The 15549-nt window shown below is 63.1% G+C and carries 15 protein-coding genes and 1 pseudogene; 11 read left to right on the top strand and 5 right to left on the bottom strand.

The genetic code is table 11. The annotated features are described in order from the left end of the window. The first annotated feature begins 18 nt into the window (after positions 1 to 18). The 5 genes and pseudogenes from E8Q40_RS14595 (at position 19) to E8Q40_RS14575 (ending at position 4597) form a co-directional block, all read left to right on the top strand. On the top strand, positions 19 to 1263 hold the full coding sequence (locus tag E8Q40_RS14595; RefSeq protein ID WP_137045231.1) for an ABC transporter substrate-binding protein: 1245 nt from the start codon (positions 19 to 21) through the stop codon (positions 1261 to 1263). Further along, on the top strand, positions 1260 to 2099 hold the full coding sequence (locus tag E8Q40_RS14590; RefSeq protein ID WP_246662854.1) for an ABC transporter permease: 840 nt from the start codon (positions 1260 to 1262) through the stop codon (positions 2097 to 2099). Before E8Q40_RS14595 ends, E8Q40_RS14590 begins: the two co-directional genes overlap by 4 nt. An 11-nt stretch (positions 2100 to 2110) precedes the next feature. Continuing rightward, positions 2111 to 2233, top strand: a pseudogene (locus tag E8Q40_RS22240) (cyanase); the annotation flags it as partial. A gap of 516 nt (positions 2234 to 2749) precedes the next feature. Then, positions 2750 to 3715: a tRNA dihydrouridine(20/20a) synthase DusA gene (gene dusA, locus E8Q40_RS14580; protein ID WP_246662853.1), complete on the top strand. Its 966-nt coding sequence runs from the start codon at positions 2750 to 2752 to the stop codon at positions 3713 to 3715. A gap of 51 nt (positions 3716 to 3766) precedes the next feature. Next, the gene (locus E8Q40_RS14575) at positions 3767 to 4597 is read left to right on the top strand and encodes a sulfite exporter TauE/SafE family protein (protein WP_137045228.1); all 831 of its coding nucleotides are present in this window, start codon (positions 3767 to 3769) and stop codon (positions 4595 to 4597) included. 12 nt (positions 4598 to 4609) lie between these two features. Here E8Q40_RS14575 and E8Q40_RS14570 read toward each other — a convergent pair whose 3' ends face one another. The 3 genes from E8Q40_RS14570 to E8Q40_RS14560 all read right to left on the bottom strand — a co-directional run bounded on the left by E8Q40_RS14570 (position 4610) and on the right by E8Q40_RS14560 (position 7226). Continuing rightward, positions 4610 to 5311: a TIGR02281 family clan AA aspartic protease gene (locus tag E8Q40_RS14570; RefSeq protein ID WP_246662852.1), complete on the bottom strand. Its 702-nt coding sequence runs from the start codon at positions 5309 to 5311 to the stop codon at positions 4610 to 4612. A 7-nt stretch (positions 5312 to 5318) separates the two neighbouring features. Further along, on the bottom strand, positions 5319 to 5522 hold the full coding sequence (locus E8Q40_RS14565) for a DUF1289 domain-containing protein (RefSeq protein WP_246662851.1): 204 nt from the start codon (positions 5520 to 5522) through the stop codon (positions 5319 to 5321). 108 nt (positions 5523 to 5630) lie between these two features. After that, positions 5631 to 7226 (bottom strand): HAMP domain-containing sensor histidine kinase, encoded by a 1596-nt coding sequence (locus tag E8Q40_RS14560; protein ID WP_137045227.1) that lies wholly within the window; start codon positions 7224 to 7226, stop codon positions 5631 to 5633. Between the two features lie 213 nt (positions 7227 to 7439). Between E8Q40_RS14560 and E8Q40_RS14555 the strand changes: the two genes are divergently transcribed. Both E8Q40_RS14555 and E8Q40_RS14550 read left to right on the top strand, forming a co-directional pair. Then, a complete protein-coding gene (locus E8Q40_RS14555; RefSeq protein ID WP_137045226.1) occupies positions 7440 to 8051 on the top strand; it encodes a glutathione S-transferase family protein in 612 nt (203 codons plus the stop codon). Between the two features lie 167 nt (positions 8052 to 8218). Continuing rightward, entirely contained in the window at positions 8219 to 8962 is a 744-nt protein-coding gene (locus E8Q40_RS14550; protein ID WP_137045225.1) for an MBL fold metallo-hydrolase, read from the top strand. Positions 8963 to 9078: 116 nt separating this feature from the next. Here the strand turns inward: E8Q40_RS14550 and E8Q40_RS14545 are convergent, their stop codons facing one another. Beyond that, positions 9079 to 9261, bottom strand: coding sequence for a hypothetical protein (locus E8Q40_RS14545; protein ID WP_137045224.1), 183 nt, complete (start codon positions 9259 to 9261; stop codon positions 9079 to 9081). 92 nt (positions 9262 to 9353) lie between these two features. Then, on the bottom strand, positions 9354 to 10226 hold the full coding sequence (locus tag E8Q40_RS14540; protein WP_137045223.1) for an NAD(P)-dependent oxidoreductase: 873 nt from the start codon (positions 10224 to 10226) through the stop codon (positions 9354 to 9356). A gap of 211 nt (positions 10227 to 10437) precedes the next feature. Between E8Q40_RS14540 and E8Q40_RS14535 the strand changes: the two genes are divergently transcribed. The 4 genes from E8Q40_RS14535 (at position 10438) to E8Q40_RS14520 (ending at position 15522) form a co-directional block, all read left to right on the top strand. Continuing rightward, positions 10438 to 11574 (top strand): Mrp/NBP35 family ATP-binding protein, encoded by a 1137-nt coding sequence (locus tag E8Q40_RS14535; protein ID WP_137045222.1) that lies wholly within the window; start codon positions 10438 to 10440, stop codon positions 11572 to 11574. A gap of 187 nt (positions 11575 to 11761) precedes the next feature. After that, positions 11762 to 12853 (top strand): TRAP transporter substrate-binding protein, encoded by a 1092-nt coding sequence (locus tag E8Q40_RS14530; protein WP_137045221.1) that lies wholly within the window; start codon positions 11762 to 11764, stop codon positions 12851 to 12853. A gap of 229 nt (positions 12854 to 13082) precedes the next feature. Beyond that, positions 13083 to 14171: a TRAP transporter substrate-binding protein gene (locus tag E8Q40_RS14525; protein WP_137045220.1), complete on the top strand. Its 1089-nt coding sequence runs from the start codon at positions 13083 to 13085 to the stop codon at positions 14169 to 14171. 265 nt (positions 14172 to 14436) lie between these two features. After that, positions 14437 to 15522 (top strand): TRAP transporter substrate-binding protein, encoded by a 1086-nt coding sequence (locus E8Q40_RS14520; RefSeq protein WP_137045219.1) that lies wholly within the window; start codon positions 14437 to 14439, stop codon positions 15520 to 15522. Positions 15523 to 15549: the final 27 nt, after the last annotated feature.

Below are 15549 nucleotides of genomic sequence, written 5' to 3'. Positions count from 1 at the left end.
CACAGCAAGGAGAATGAAATGTGTGAATTCTGCGGAGTTGACAACGACCACGCTAGCGACAGCGGAAGCCGCTTCGGCCTGACGCGCCGACAGACGCTCGATATGCTTGCGGCTGGCGGCCTTGCTGCGCTCGGCACCATGCTCGGCGGCTTTGGCCGCGCGGCGCATGCGGCCGACGACGACGTGGTGCGCATCGGCTACCTGCCGATAACCGATGCGACGGCTCTGCTGGTGGCGCATGGCATGGGCTATTTCAAGGACGAGGGCCTGACCGCCGAACGTCCGACCTTGATGCGCGGCTGGTCGCCGCTCGTTGAATCTTTCGCGGCCGGAAAATTCAATCTCGTGCATCTGCTCAAACCGATCCCGGTCTGGATGCGCTACAATAACAATTTCCCGGTCAAGATCATGGCCTGGGCTCACACCAACGGCTCCGGCGTCGTGGTCGGCGGGCATACCGACATCAAGTCGTTCGCCGATCTCGGCGGCAAGCAGGTCGCGGTGCCGTTCTGGTACTCGATGCACAACATCGTTCTGCAGTACGCCTTGCGCAAAGCCGGCCTCAAGGCCGTGATCAAGGCGCAGGGCGAGGCGCTGGCGGCGAACGAATGCAATCTTCAGGTCATGGCGCCGCCGGAAATGCCGGCTGCGCTCGCGGCCAAAAAGATCGACGCCTACATCGTCGCCGAGCCGTTCAACGCGCTTGGTGAGACCAAGGCTGGCGGCCGGATGCTGCGCTTCACCGGCGACATCTGGAAGAATCATCCTTGCTGCGTGCTGTGCATGCACGAGGAGGTGACGACCAAAAAGCCGGAATGGACGCAGAAGGTGATGAACGCACTGGTGCGCGCGGAGATCTACGCCTCGGCGAACAAGAAGGATGTCGCGAAACTTCTGTCCAAGGACGGCGAGGGCTATCTGCCGCTTCCCGCCGAGATCATCGAGCGTGCCATGACGCATTACGATGCCAAGGCCTATGGCGAGACCAAGGCGATCACGCATCCGGACTGGAAGATCGGCCGCATCGACTTCCAGCCTTGGCCCTATCCGTCGGCGACCAAGCTGATCGTTGAATCGATGAACGACACCGTGGTCGGCGGCGATACGACGTTCCTGAAGAAGCTCGATCCCGACTTCGTCGCCAAGGATCTGGTGAAATACGACTTCGTGCGTAACGCCATGAACAAGTATCCGGACTGGAAGAAGGACCCGAGTGTTAATCCGGCCGATCCCTTCACCCGTACTGAGGTGCTAGCCCCGTGAGTCTCGATCTGACCCTCGATGACGCGGCCACCGCCGAGCCTCGCGGCGAAGCGGTAGGCCGGCGGCTGGCGGGCGGGGCGCGGGGCTTCAGCTTCGTGCTGCTCGGCATCGGCGTCATGTTGGCGCTGTGGTGGCTCGGCGGCTGGATCGTCGCGTCCAATCCGGCGACCGCCAACTTCGCCGACTTCGCCCCGGCGCCAACTTTCGAACGGCTGTGGCAGATGCTGACGAGCGGCGAGGCGGTGCGTATGTCGCTGCCGAGCCTGGTGCGCATCGGCAGTGGGCTGGCCTGGGCCATCGCCTTCGGCGTGCCGTTCGGTATTCTCGTCGGACGTTTCCGCACCGTGCGCGAGGCGAGTTCGGTGCCATTTCAGTTCCTGCGCATGATCTCGCCTTTGGCGTGGATGCCGATCGCGGTGATGGCGTTCTCGACCTGGGACCGCGCCATCATCTTTCTGATCGGCGTTGCGGCAGTGTGGCCCATTCTGTTTTCGACCGCGCATGGTTTTCGCCGCATCGATCCAGCGTGGTTTAAGGTGGCGCGTAATCTCGGCGCGCGACCTTGGCACATGCTGTTCACGATCATCCTGCCAGCGATCGCGCAGGATGCGCTGGCCGGCATTCGTCTCGCCGTCGGCGTCGCCTGGATCGTCCTGGTGCCGGCGGAATATCTGGGCGTGACTTCTGGCCTCGGCTATTCGATCAACGACGCGCGCGACACGCTCGAGTACGACCGCCTGGCGGCGACCGTCGTGATCATCGGCATTATCGGCTTCACCCTCGATTTCATTTGCGAGCGCGCCGTGCGGCGCGCGAGCTGGCTACGCGAAGAGTAAAGGAGATGCCCATGACTCGCGAAGGGCTGACGGAAAAGCTTCTCGACATCAAACGCGACAAAGGCTGGACCTGGAAATATATCTGCGAAGCGATCGGTGGCATGTCGCCGATCCTGGTGACCGGCAAGTTCCTGCCGTTCAAGTATTACGGCGCCAAGGGTAATGAAATGCAGCTCGGGTTCAAAGAGGAATGAGGCAGGGTTGCGGCGTCGGGCCACTGGCGTGACACGGATGATCTAAGTCCGGCTATGGCCCTTAGCGGGTATGCCGCAGTGAGCTGCGAATGTCCGCTTTCGGGAAGAAGGGGTGAGCAATTTGCGGGACTTGTTGAGGGGCCGACTCGTTCACCGATTCCGATTTTAAGAGAGCAGGGCGCCTAGTCTCATGCGTTTGTCGTACCGTGGTTGCCCTTAGAAATTTCGCTTCTACTTTGATGAGGTGCCGACTGGCATTCTAATTTCGGCCTGTGCGGACGTGTAAGGCTGCATTTCATTTGCCGGGGGCGACGCCAGATCCAATTTTGCTGGGGTGGAAATGAGCGCCAATAAGCCGTAATGAGAGGCAATCGGACGGTCGACGCCGCTCCAGCGGAGTCGAAATCGCCTCAAAAGCCTCGGAAAATGCCGCAAAGACGCTTCAGTATCGCCCCCATGATGGATTGGACGGACCGGCACTGCCGGTTCTTCCATCGCCTCATGACGCGCCGGGCGCTTCTTTATACCGAGATGGTAACGACCGGTGCTGTGATCCATGGCGACCGGCAGCGGCTGCTCGGTTTCGATGCGGCCGAGCATCCCATCGCGCTGCAACTGGGCGGCAGCGATCCGGCGGCGCTGGCCGAGAGCGCCCGGATCGGCGAGGGCTTCGGCTATGACGAGATCAATCTCAATGTCGGCTGTCCTTCCGACCGCGTCCAGGAAGGCCGCTTCGGCGCCTGCTTGATGCTCGAACCCCAACTGGTCGCCGACAGCGTTGCCGCGATGAAGGCGGCGGTGAAAGTGCCGGTCACGGTCAAGTGCCGCATTGGCGTCGACGATCAGGAGCCGGAAGAGGTGTTGTTTGCCTTCGCCGGCGAGGTGAAGAAAGCTGGCGCCGATGCGCTCATTGTCCACGCGCGCAAGGCGTGGCTGCAAGGTCTGTCGCCGAAGGAGAACCGCGAAGTCCCGCCGCTCGACTACGCCATCGTGCACCGTCTCAAGGCGGCGCACCTGGACTGGCCGATTGTCCTCAATGGCGGGCTCGGCTGCCTCGAGCAGGCGCGCGAGAACATGGGCCAGCTCGATGGCGTCATGCTCGGCCGCGCCGCCTATCAGGAGCCGTGGCGGCTCCTCGACGTCGATCCGATGTTCTATGGCGAGCCGGCCCCGTTCGCCTCGGCCAAGGCGGCGGCCGAGGCGCTGATTCCCTATATCGAGCGCGAGATGGCCAAGGGCGTGCGGCTCAATTCCATCACGCGCCACGTCCTCGGCCTGTTCCGCGCCGTGCCCGGGGCGCGTGCCTTCCGCCGGCACCTCTCGGTTGAGGCGGTCAAGCCCGGCGCTTCCGCGGCGGTCATGGCTGATGCGCTGGCGCTGCTGGTGGACACGCCTGCCGATATGGCGCACATCGCTGCCTAGCAGTTTTTGCTGCCTGATTTTCCCGCCTGCGCCGTTCCTGCCGGACCTTCCATGCTGATGGGCTATCCCGTTTCCGAGCTCGCCTGGCTGGCAGTGCTCATTATTGTCGGCGGCGTCATCACCGGCTTTCTCGCCGGTCTGTTCGGCGTCGGCGGCGGCGGCGTCATTGTGCCGATCCTCTACGAAGTCTTCCGCTTCATGGACGTGCCGGCCGATCTGCGCATGCAGCTCTGCGTTGGCACCTCGCTGGCGATCATCGTGCCGACGACGTTGCGCTCCTATTCGGTGCACCAGAAAAAAGGCGCGGTGATCCCGGGCCTGCTGCGGCTGTGGACGCCGGCGGCGGTGGCCGGCATCGTCATCGGCTCGGCCGCGGCCTCCTTCGCGCCGGCCGAAGTGTTCAAGATCGCTTTTGTCACCTTCTGCGCGCTGATGGCGGCGAAGATGCTGTTCGGCACCCACCGCGGCAACCTCGGCACCGAACTGCCCGGCCGTGTCGTGCTGTCGCTCTACGGCTTTGCCATGGGCGCGCTGTCGTCGCTGGTCGGCGTCTCGGGCGGCGGCTTCTCCACCGCGATCCTTACGCTTTACGGCCAACCGATTCATCGCGCGGTGGCGACGTCCGCCGGGCTCGGCGTGCCGATCACCGTCGTCGGCACCATCGGCTACATCATCGCCGGCTGGCCGCATTTGAGCGAGTTGCCGCCTTTGTCGCTCGGCTTCGTGTCGCTGCCGGGCTTCGTGCTGATGGCGCCGGTGGCCGCCTACATGACGAGCTATGGCGTCCAGCTGGCGCACGGCCTATCGCGCCGCCATCTGGAAGTGGCCTTCGCCTGCTTCCTGCTGCTGGTCGGCACGCGGTTTCTCGTCAGTTTGTTCTGACGCTCACCGTCGCTAAGGCGTGCCGCGCATACGCAGCTTGTTGCCGCGTACTTCCCAGCTATCGAGCCGGTTGAGAAAGCTCATGCCGAGCAGCGACTGCTTGAGCTGACCCTGCTGCGCCACCAAAGCCGGCACCGAGCGCTCGATCAGGCCGCCGACCACGATACGCTCCAGCGTGACGGGCGCGGCGCGGGTGCGGCCGTTCGCGGTGTCGACATTGACGGTGTAGTTCAGGATTTCGATCGGCAGGCCCGAGGCCTTGGCGGCTTCCTGCGTCAGCACCACGGACGAGGCGCCGGTATCGACCACCATCGGCACGCGCGCGCCGTTGACATGCGCCGTCAGCGCAAAGTCGCCGTCGCCGCCGCGAACCACTTCGGCGTCCTGGCCGTGGCGCGCGACATAGCCCGGAACCACTTCGGCGATGACGCGGTCGGCGACGTCGCGCAATTCGAAGCGATAGGTGTAGCCGACCACCAGCACCAGCCCGAGCACGCCCCAGAACGCAATTGCCTCGAACGCCTTGGCGATGCGATCGCGGAACATGACGACGACGAGCCCGCCGACGAAGACCAGCAGCACCAGCTTCACGCTCAGCGACGCCACGTCGCGGCGCAGCAGCCCGGCGATCGGGTCGCTGTCCTGCATCGCGATCAGCGCCGCCAGCGACAGCGCCACGCCGGCGATGAAGATCCAGGTGATGCGCCGGCTCATGGCCGGCCTATCCGGTGAATTCTTGCGAGGCATTGAAGGCAGCGAGTCGTTCGGGAAGTGCGTTCATCACGCGGCGGCGATCGTCCGGCGTCATGCCGGCCCAGCGGGCGATTTCGTCCACGGTGCGGCCGCAGCCGAGGCACAGCCTGCGCTGCGCATCGAGCATACAGATTTTCACGCAGGGACTTTCGATCAAAGCACTTTCGATCATCGCGGTCTCTGGAATGGGGCGGCGAAGCACCCTGTCCGGAACATAGAGAGCGTTCGCCGGAACGCAATCGCGGAATTGCCGCGCCGAATTCTGCAACGCCGGCAATCATCACGTCCCGGCGCGGAACAGCGGCCGCTGGCGCAGGCGGCGACGCTCGTCGTCATTGAGGATGGGTTCACCCGGCGCCGGCGCCTGGGGCGCGATCGGTGGGGCCGGCTCCGCCATTGGCGCCATCGCCGCGACCACGCGCTCCGGCGGGAACGTGACAATGACTTCGGTGCCGATGCGCAGCTTGGAGCGCAGCGTGAAGGTGCCGCCGTGCAGGTCCACGAGGCTCTTGGCGATCGGTAGCCCGAGGCCGGCACCCTGTTCGGCCGACTTGATCGAGTTCGAGCCCTGGCCGAACGAGGCCAGCACCACCGGGATTTCCTCTTCCGGAATGCCGGCGCCGGTGTCGGTCACGCTCATGTACTGGCCGCCCGACGCGGTCCAGCCAACCTTGAGCCAGATGTCGCCGCCCTGCGGCGTGAACTTGATAGCGTTGGACAAGAGATTGAGACAGATCTGGCGGATGGCGCGCTCGTCGGCCCACAGCCGCGGCAGGCCCTGCTCGTAAACCTCGTGCAGATTGATGCCGCGATTGGTGGCGCGCAGTTTGAGCAGATGATGACAGTCCTCGACGATGCCGACCAGCGACACGCTCTCTTCGTTGAGTTCGTAGCGGCCGGCCTCGATGCGCGACAGATCGAGAATTTCATTAATGAGGCCGAGCAGATGCACGCCCGACGAATGAATGTCGGATGAATATTCCTTGTAGGCGGCGACCGAATGTTCGCCGAACACTTCGGTCTTCATCACTTCGGAGAAGCCGAGAATGGCGTTGAGCGGCGTGCGCAGCTCGTGGCTCATCTGCGCCAGGAAGCGCGACTTCGACACATTGGCGGCTTCGGCGCGCTGGCGCGCCTCGTCGGAGATCATCTTGGCCTGCTCGAGTTCGCCGATCAGGGCGTCCTTCTCGGCGCGCGCCTCCAGCGTCGCCAGCGTGGTCGAATAGAGCCGGTAGGCCAGAATGGCGAAGTAGCCCTGTGCGGTCACTGCCATGATGGCGAGGATGGAGTCGCGCAACGTGCCGAGCAGGGCGAAGTTGAGCGCGATCGCGGCCGTTACCGGGAAAGTCGCGGCGAAAGCCGCGATCGGCAGGCTGGACGCCAGCATGCTCGACACCGCGACGACGAGCAGCATCACGAACAGCATGAACGTGCCGGAGTTCTCGTCGGTGCCGACTGGATGGATCAGCACGAACATCCAGGCCAGACCGTAGAACAGGTCGAGCATGACGAAGCGGAAGCGCCAGGCCCGCGCGTCCACCGCGGACACTGGCAGCGCGAGCAACTGTCGGCACTTGGTCACGATCACCGCATGGATGACCAGCACCGAGGCGGTCCACGCGCCGGCCGCGACCGCGCCCGTCCAAAGGCTCGACAGGAAGCCGACGGTGGCGACCAGCAGCAGGATGACGAGCGAGGCGGAGAGGCGGTTCTGGGCGTATTGGCGCAGCAGTTCGACGTCGAAGACCGGCCGCGTGCCCGACGTCGAGGTCAGGCGGTCGCGGGCGTCGCGCACATACTGCGCGGCCAGCCTGCGCTTCACCGGCGAGCTTTGCGGCGGCAGCGCGGTCAGGTCGGGTTGCTCGCCAGGAACCATGGCACCAAAATCACGGACTAAATGACGCTACCGAAACGCGAAATTATTAGCCGGCACCGTCGCGCAAAATTCTTAAGACCGGCCTTAAAAGGCGAAAATCCCCGCAGGTTAATGAGCCTTAACCTTTGGCTTTTGACAGCCATTGCAGCCTGTGTTCGGCTCGCGCCGCACAAGAAACGCCGACACCAGCCAAACCTGCCGGAAACGCCACCCATGAAGCTTTATGACGCCAAAGGCGCGCCCAATCCGCGCCGGACCCGCATTTTTCTCGCCGAAAAGGGCATCGAAGTGCCGACCGAGCAGGTCGACATGATGAAGATGGAGCACAAGACGCCCGAATATACGGCCATCAACCCGCTGCAGCGCATGCCGGCGCTGGTCCTCGACGACGGCACCGTCATTTGCGAGTCGCTGGCGATCTGCCGCTATTTCGAGGCGCTGCGGCCGGAACCGCCGCTGTTCGGGCAGGGGCCGGTCGAGATCGGTCTCACCGAAATGTGGAGCCGGCGGGTCGAGAACAATCTGTTCGCGACCGTGGCCCAGGTCTTCCGCCATCTGCACCCGGCGATGAAGGAGCTGGAAGTCCCGCAGGTACCGGCCTGGGCCGAGGCCAACCGGCCGCGCGTGTTCGACTTCCTTGCCATTCTGGACCGGCAGCTTGCCGAGCATGAATTCATCGCCGGCGAGCGCTATTCGATCGCCGACATCACCGCGCAGGTGACCATCGATTTCATGAAGGTGCCGAAGCTGGCAGTGCCGGACGAATTGACCAACGTAAAGCGCTGGCACGCGGCGGTGTCGGCAAGGCCCAGCGCGAAGGCGTAGTTCTTCACCTCTCCCATTGGGAGAGGTCGACCGCCGAAGGCGGGCGGGTGAGGGGTTATAGCCTGCGATAGTTTGTAACCCCTCACCCCGCTCGCTATCGCTCGCGACCCTCTCCCAATGGGAGAGGGTAAGAAAGCGTCTTCCGTTCACTATTAGAGTATTTCTCCATGAACCTCACCATCATCGGCTCGGGCGATGCCTTCGGCTCCGGCGGCCGTTACAACACCTGTTTCATGCTCAAGACCGCGAAGGCGACGCTACTCATCGATTGCGGCGCGTCGGTGCTGCCGGCGCTGAACGCGCAGAACGTCGATCGCAATAGCATCGACGCCATCGTGATTTCGCATCTGCATGGCGATCACTTCGGCGGCCTGCCGTTCTTCCTGCTCGACGCGCAGTTCCTGGCGCGGCGTGAGCGGCCGTTACTGATCGCCGGACCGCCGGGCACCAAAGCGCGTCTCGAGGCCGCGATGGAAGTGTTCTTTCCCAAATCCACCGGTTCGAAATGGAAGTTCGCCTGGCAGGTCAAGGAAATCGACGTCGGCGTCGCCGACGATGTGCTCGGCCATTCGGTCATCACGGCTGAAGTCATCCATCAGTCCGGCGCGCCATCGACGGCGCTGCGTCTTAGCGATGGCGAGAAGACGTTCGCTTATTCCGGCGATACCGAATGGACCGACGCGCTGCTGCCGATCGCGCGCGATGCCGACCTGTTCATCTGCGAATGCTACGCCTTTGCCGGCAAGCTGACCGGCCATCTGACCTGGGAAGTGTTGCAGCCGCGCCTTGGCGATCTCGGCGCGAAGCAGACCATGGTCACGCACATGAATCCGACCATGCTGTCGCGCCTCGACGAGGTGAGGGCCGGCGGCGTACTGATCGCGGAAGATGGATTGAAGATGGAATTCTAAATCAAGCGCGGTCATTGCCCGCTGAATCAACACCCGTCATCCCCGCGTAGGCGGGGATCCAGTTCTTGTTGCAGTGCTGGATCCTCCGCTTTCGCGGAGGATGACTAGTGAGCCGCTCAATAAGGCCCCGATTGCCCCGCGCGCTTGAGATGGCGCAGGTCTTCCTTTTTTGGCGGCGGCAGTTTTGGCTCGGTGAAGGCGCGGACGATCGCGCGCACGATATAGACGGCGAGCGCGATGAGCGACGCAAACAGGGCGATGATCTCAACGAACGCCATGGTGGAGTAGATGACAGCCATGGCCGTGCCCTAACGGCTGCCGCCGCAGGTGACAAGTGCGCCAGGGGCAGGGCCGTTACCCTCTCCCCGAAAGCGGGGAGAGGGAGAAGTCGCTACTTCCGCTCCAGCCTTGCCAGCAGGCTCGACGTATCCCAGCGGCTGCCGCCCATCTTCTGCACGTCGGCGTAGAACTGATCGACCAGCGCGGTGACGGGCAAGGTGGCGCCGTTCTTGCGCGCTTCGGCGAGACAAATGCTCAGGTCCTTGCGCATCCAGTCGACCGCGAAGCCGAAGTCGAACTTGCCTTCGCTCATGGTCTTGTAGCGGTTCTCCATCTGCCACGACTGCGCCGCGCCCTTGGAAATGGTGGCGATCAGCTTCTCGATGTCGAGGTCGGATTTCTTGGCGAAGTGTAACGCTTCCGCCAGCCCCTGAACGGCGCCGGCGATGCAGATCTGGTTGCACATCTTGGCAAGCTGGCCCGATCCCGGTGCGCCCATCAGATTGCAGGCGCGGGCATAGGCGTCGATCACGGGCTTGGCCTTGTTGAAGACGGCCTCGTCGCCGCCGCACATCACGGTGAGCACGCCGTTCTCGGCGCCGGCCTGGCCACCCGACACCGGACCGTCGATAAAGCCGAAGCCGGCCTTGGTCGCGGCGGCATAAAGCTCGCGGGCGATCTCCGCCGAGGCGGTGGTGTGGTCGACGAAAATGGTGCCTTTGCCCATGGCCTGGAATGCACCGTCCTTGCCGAGCGTGACTTCGTGCAGGTCGTTGTCGTTGCCGACGCAGCACATCACGAAATCCTGGTCCTTGGCGGCTTCGGCCGGAGTCTTGCCGACCTTGCCGCCGAACTGCGCGGCCCATTTCTCGGCCTTGGCGGTGGTGCGGTTATAGACGGTAACGTCATGGCCACCCTTGTTCTTGAGGTGGCCCGCCATCGGGTAGCCCATGACCCCAAGGCCCAGAAACGCAACCTTCGCCATTGTCGTCCTCCCAAATTGCCCGGTCGTCCGGATCGAAAAGCCTCGCGGGCCCTCAAAGGGCCGGTTCCGGCGGTATAGGTCATTGTCGGGGCGGGCGCGTCAACCGTCTAGGTCCGCCGGGGCTGGCTCTCTTGCATCGGCTGCGGCAAACGGCCAAATGGCAGGCAGACGAGACCTTGGAATAGGTCCAGCCGGCGGAAAGGGAACGATCATGGCGGTGAGCAAGGAAGATGTCTTGAGCGCTCTGGCGAAGGTCCGTTCGCCCAATGGCGCGCCGCTCACCGGGGAGAAAGTCCTGTCCGATATCGTCGCCACGGACGGCAAGGTGTTCTTCTCGATCACCGTGGACGCGGCGGCGGTGAAGGCCTGGGAGCCGGTGCGCGCGGCCGCCGAGGCCGCGGTGCGGGCCGTGCCGGGCGTCACTTCGGCGCTGGTCGCGCTCACGGCCGAGAAGGCCGCCAAGGGCCCGGCGCCGGCACACCAGGCGCAGGGTCACGCTCACGGTCACTCGCACGGCCCCGCCAAGCAGGCCTCCGGCGCGCAGACCGGCATCCCCGGTGTCGATGCGGTGATCGCGGTCGCTTCCGGCAAAGGCGGTGTTGGCAAATCCACGACGTCGGTGAACCTCGCGCTCGGTCTCGCCGCGCTCGGTCTGAAAGTCGGCCTGCTCGACGCCGATATCTACGGTCCCTCTATTCCAAAGCTGCTCGACATCAAGCAGAAGCCTGAGACCCTCGGTGGCACGCGCCTGAAGCCGATCGAGAAATATGGCCTCAAGGTGATGTCGATCGGTTTCCTGATCGACGAAGAGACGCCGATGATCTGGCGTGGGCCGATGGTGATGTCGGCGATCACGCAGATGCTGCGCGAGGTCGAGTGGGGCAGGCTCGACGTCATGGTCGTCGACATGCCCCCCGGCACCGGGGACGCCCAGCTCACCATGGCGCAGCAGGTGCCACTCAAGGGTGCGGTCATTGTTTCGACGCCGCAGGACCTGGCGCTCATCGATGCGCGGCGCGGCGTTGCCATGTTCAAGCGCGTCAACGTGCCGGTGCTCGGCGTCGTCGAGAACATGAGTTACTTCCTCTGCCCGGAATGCGGCACGCGCTCCGATCTGTTCGGCCATGGCGGCGCGCGCCACGAAGCGGAACGGCAGGGCGTGCCGTTCCTCGGCGAAGTTCCGCTGCATATGACCATCCGCGAGAAATCGGATGCCGGTCTGCCCGTCGTCGCCACCGAGCCGGAAGGCGTGCACGCAAAGATTTATCGCGACATCGCCGCCAAGGTTTTGGAACAAATCAAAGGCGGTCCCTCGCGCAGCGCGCCGAAGATTGTCATCGAGGCGTGATCCATTACCGCACTTAGACGAAAGTCTAGGCACGCATTCCGCCGCTGCGACAATGATGCCTCGCATGCTTGCAATGCAGCCATGACGCTGGTCACCCCTGCGTGGACCGGCTAGCAGGCGCGCAAGTAATCGCCGTTTCGCGGCGGTGAAAGCTGCCAAAACTTTCGCAAAAAACGGAGTATATGGAATGAAACGCCGACAATTCCTGGGGGCGGCAGGCGTGGGCCTTGCCGCGAGCGCGGTCGCCGCGCCGGCCATCGCCCAGTCGAGCCCCGAAGTGAAGTGGCGCCTGACCTCGAGCTTCCCGAAGTCGCTCGACACCATTTACGGCGCCAGCGAAATCTTCGCCAAGGCGGTTGCCGAGGCGACCGACAACAAGTTCCAGATCCAGACCTTCGCCGCCGGTGAAATCGTGCCGGGGCTGCAGGCCGCGGATGCGGTGACCAACGGCACCGTCGAGATGGCGCACACCGCGTCATATTACTACGTCGGCAAGGATCCGACCTTCGCGATGTTCACGGCGCAGCCCTTCGGCCTGAACACGCGCATGCAGTCGTCGTGGATGGAATTCGGCGGCGGTCTCGAACTCGCCAACGCGTTCTACAAGAAATACAACTATCTCGCATTCCCGGCCGGCAACACCGGCTGTCAGATGGGCGGCTGGTTCCGCAAGGAGATCAAGACCGTCGACGACGTGAAGGGCCTGAAATTCCGCATCGCCGGATTCGCGGGCCAGATCTTCTCGAAGATGGGCGCGGTGCCGCAGGTGGTCGCCGGTGGCGACATCTATCCGGCGCTGGAGAAGGGCACCATCGACGCGGCCGAGTGGGTCGGTCCCTACGACGACGAGAAGCTCGGTTTCTACAAGGTCGCGAAGTACTATTACTATCCGGGTTGGTGGGAAGGCGGCGCCATGCTGCACAACTTCATCAACCTCGATAAGTGGAACGCGCTGCCGAAGACCTACCAGGCCATCGTCAAGGCGGCCTCGGCCGAGGCGCACAACTGGATGACCGCGAAGTATGACGCGGTGAATCCGGGCGCGATCAAGCGGCTGGTTGCAAGCGGCGCCGAACTGCGCCCGTTCCCGCAGCCGGTGATGGAAGCCGCCTACAAGGCGACGACCGAGACCTACGCCGAAGTCGGCGCCAAGAACGCGGACTTCAAGAAGGTCCACGACAGCATGGTCGCTTTCCGTGGCGACGAGTATCTGTGGTGGCAGGTCGCGGAACTCAGCTTCGATGCCTTCATGGTGCGCACGCGCCAGCAGCGCGGTTGACGAAGTGACCGGCGCCTGCCCGCGCCGACCAAGATAAAACACTGGAACCCTCGCCCACTTTGGCGAGGGTTCTTTTTTTGCGCCGCAGCGAAGTGGGCAGCGTTGTTTAGATTGCTGGATTTATCGTTCAGCCTCGCTCATCCTTCAGAGGTCCCCCCGATATACGAACTCAAAAATCAATGGCGGCAACGAGGGGCCCGCCTGAAAAATGGCAAGGGAGAACGATCTCATGAAGCGAAGGCAATTTATCAAATCGGCTGGCGTCGGACTGGCGGCGTCGGCAATCGCCGCGCCCGCTATTGCTCAGTCCTCGCCGGAAATCAGATGGCGTTTGACCGCGAGCTGGCCGAAGTCGCTGGATACGTTGTACGGCTCGTGCGAGACGTTTGCCAAATATGTCTCGGAGGCGACTGATAACAAATTCCAGGTGCAGACCTTCGCCGCCGGTGAGATCGTGCCGGGTCTACAGGTGCTCGACGCGGTTCAGAACGGCACAGTCGAGATGGGGCACACCGCTGTTTATTATTACATCGGCAAGGATCCGACCTGGGCGTTGTTCTGCTCGGTACCTTTCGGCATGAATGCGCGGCAGCAGAACTCCTGGTTCTATGAAGGCAACGGCCAGAAGCTTTTCGATGAATTCGCCGGCGGCTATCAGACGAAAGGCATGCCGATGGGCAATACCGGTTGCCAGATGGGCGGCTGGTTCCGCAAGGAGGTCAAAACGCTCGACGACCTCAAGGGCCTGAAAATGCGCATCGGCGGCTGGGCCGGCAAGACCGTCGGAAAGCTTGGTGTCGTCGCCCAGCAGATCGCGGCGGGTGACATCTATCCGGCGCTGGAGAAAGGCACCATCGATGCCGCCGAATGGGTGGGGCCGTATGATGATGAGAAGCTCGGCTTCTACAAGGTCGCCAAATTCTACTACTACCCGGGTTGGTGGGAAGGCAATTCGGCCAATCATCTTCTGATCAATCAGGCGAAGTGGAACGAGTTGCCGAAGAACTATCAGGCGATCGTCACGGCGGCGGCGGGGGCTGCGAATATCGAGCAGACCGCGCGTTACGACGGACGCAATCCGCAGGCTTTGCGGCGCCTCGTCGCCAATGGTGTGCAGTTGCGGCCGTACTCGGTGGAGATCATGGATGCGTGTCTCAAGGCCTCCAATGAGGTCAACGCCGAGGAATCGGCGAAGAACCCCAACTACAAGAAGGTGCTGACCGATATGGAGGCCTACCGCGGCAATGAATACCTGTGGTGGCAGGTTGCCGAGCACACCTACGACAGCTTCATGATCCGCGCCCGGGCGAAAGGCTGACCGTACCACAAACTGCCTGAAAATTTATCATTTGCACCAAGTTTGGAAGCTAGGGGCAGGGCCGGCGTCAAATGCCGGCCCTGTCTTATTGGATCGAGCCGGCTCCGGCCCGCGCCGTGTTAACTTTCGGGGCTTTTTACCAATGAAGGGCTGGATTTAAGCTTCGGTCTCCGCCATGTTCCGGGCAAGCCCCCGGTTCAGTGGGTGCATGTGCGGGTAGTCCGGGGGCTCCCGCATTTCAAGTGACATTGGGAGGATACCAGTAATGAAACGTCGTCAATTTATTCAGGCAGCCGGCTTGGGCGTTGCCGGCGCGGCGGTCGCGGCTCCCGCGATCGCGCAGTCGAACCCTGAAATCAAATGGCGCATGCCGGCCAGCTGGCCGAAGTCCCTCGATACCATCTACGGTGGCGTTGAGGTGATGTGCAAAGCGGTCTCGGATGCGACCGACGGTAAGTTCCAGATCCAGCCGTTTGCGGCCGGTGAAATCGTGCCGGGCCTCGCCATCGTCGACGCCGTGCAGAACGGCACGGTCGAAATCGGCCACACCGCTTCGTACTACTATTTCGGCAAAGATCCGACCTTCGGCTTCGGTACGTCGGTGCCGTTCGGCCCGAACTTCCGCCTGAACCAGGGCTGGTGGATGCAGGGCGGCGGTCAGGAAGTGCTCAACGAGTTCTATAAGAAGTACAACATCCGCGGCATCCTCGCCGGCAACACCGGCGCCCAGATGGGCGGTTGGTTCCGCAAGGAGATCAACACCGTCGACGATATCAAGGGTCTCAAGCTGCGTATCGGCGGCTGGGCCGGCAAGATCATGCAGAAGCTTGGCGCCGTGCCGCAGCAGATCGCCGGCGGCGACATCTATCCGGCGCTGGAGAAGGGCACTATCGACGCGGCCGAGTGGATCGGTCCCTACGACGATGAAAAGCTCGGCTTCTACAAGGTGGCCCCGCATTACTACGCGCCGGGCTGGTGGGAAGGCGGCTCGATGCTGCTGGCCTTCGTCAACCTCGACAAGTGGAATGCGCTGCCGAAGCATTACCAGGCCGTCCTCGAGCAGGCCGGTCATCTCGCCAACACCAACATGATGGCGAAATACGACGCGCTCAACCCGCAGGCGCTGCGTCGCCTGATCGCCGGCGGCACCAAGCTGCACGTTTACTCGCAGCCGATCATGGAAGCGGCCTACAAGGCGACCGTCGAACTGCACAACGAGACCGCGGCCAGCAACGAAAGCTTCAAGAAGGTCAACGACTCGATGCTGGCCTTTACGAAGAACAGCTATCAGTGGTTCCGCTTGGCTGAAAACAGCTACGATCAGTTCATGATGCGCGTGATGAGCTCCTGATCGCTCAGGCGGCACGGACGAAAAGAG

It is taken from the genome of Pseudolabrys sp. FHR47 (assembly GCF_005153485.1).
In the GTDB taxonomy this organism is placed as follows: domain Bacteria; phylum Pseudomonadota; class Alphaproteobacteria; order Rhizobiales; family Xanthobacteraceae; genus Pseudolabrys.
This window is presented reverse-complemented; position numbering and strand designations above follow the sequence as displayed.

Excerpts from the sequence above, each read along its gene's own strand:
- E8Q40_RS14595 (WP_137045231.1), top strand. The coding sequence starts at position 19 with ATGTGTGAATTCTGCGGAGTTGACAACGACCACGCTAGCGACAGCGGA.
- dusA (WP_246662853.1), top strand. The coding sequence starts at position 2,750 with ATGATGGATTGGACGGACCGGCACTGCCGGTTCTTCCATCGCCTCATG.
- E8Q40_RS14575 (WP_137045228.1), top strand. The coding sequence starts at position 3,767 with ATGCTGATGGGCTATCCCGTTTCCGAGCTCGCCTGGCTGGCAGTGCTC.
- E8Q40_RS14570 (WP_246662852.1), bottom strand. The coding sequence starts at position 5,311 with ATGAGCCGGCGCATCACCTGGATCTTCATCGCCGGCGTGGCGCTGTCG.
- E8Q40_RS14565 (WP_246662851.1), bottom strand. The coding sequence starts at position 5,522 with ATGATCGAAAGTGCTTTGATCGAAAGTCCCTGCGTGAAAATCTGTATG.
- E8Q40_RS14560 (WP_137045227.1), bottom strand. The coding sequence starts at position 7,226 with ATGGTTCCTGGCGAGCAACCCGACCTGACCGCGCTGCCGCCGCAAAGC.
- E8Q40_RS14555 (WP_137045226.1), top strand. The coding sequence starts at position 7,440 with ATGAAGCTTTATGACGCCAAAGGCGCGCCCAATCCGCGCCGGACCCGC.
- E8Q40_RS14550 (WP_137045225.1), top strand. The coding sequence starts at position 8,219 with ATGAACCTCACCATCATCGGCTCGGGCGATGCCTTCGGCTCCGGCGGC.
- E8Q40_RS14545 (WP_137045224.1), bottom strand. The coding sequence starts at position 9,261 with ATGGCTGTCATCTACTCCACCATGGCGTTCGTTGAGATCATCGCCCTG.
- E8Q40_RS14540 (WP_137045223.1), bottom strand. The coding sequence starts at position 10,226 with ATGGCGAAGGTTGCGTTTCTGGGCCTTGGGGTCATGGGCTACCCGATG.
- E8Q40_RS14535 (WP_137045222.1), top strand. The coding sequence starts at position 10,438 with ATGGCGGTGAGCAAGGAAGATGTCTTGAGCGCTCTGGCGAAGGTCCGT.
- E8Q40_RS14530 (WP_137045221.1), top strand. The coding sequence starts at position 11,762 with ATGAAACGCCGACAATTCCTGGGGGCGGCAGGCGTGGGCCTTGCCGCG.
- E8Q40_RS14525 (WP_137045220.1), top strand. The coding sequence starts at position 13,083 with ATGAAGCGAAGGCAATTTATCAAATCGGCTGGCGTCGGACTGGCGGCG.
- E8Q40_RS14520 (WP_137045219.1), top strand. The coding sequence starts at position 14,437 with ATGAAACGTCGTCAATTTATTCAGGCAGCCGGCTTGGGCGTTGCCGGC.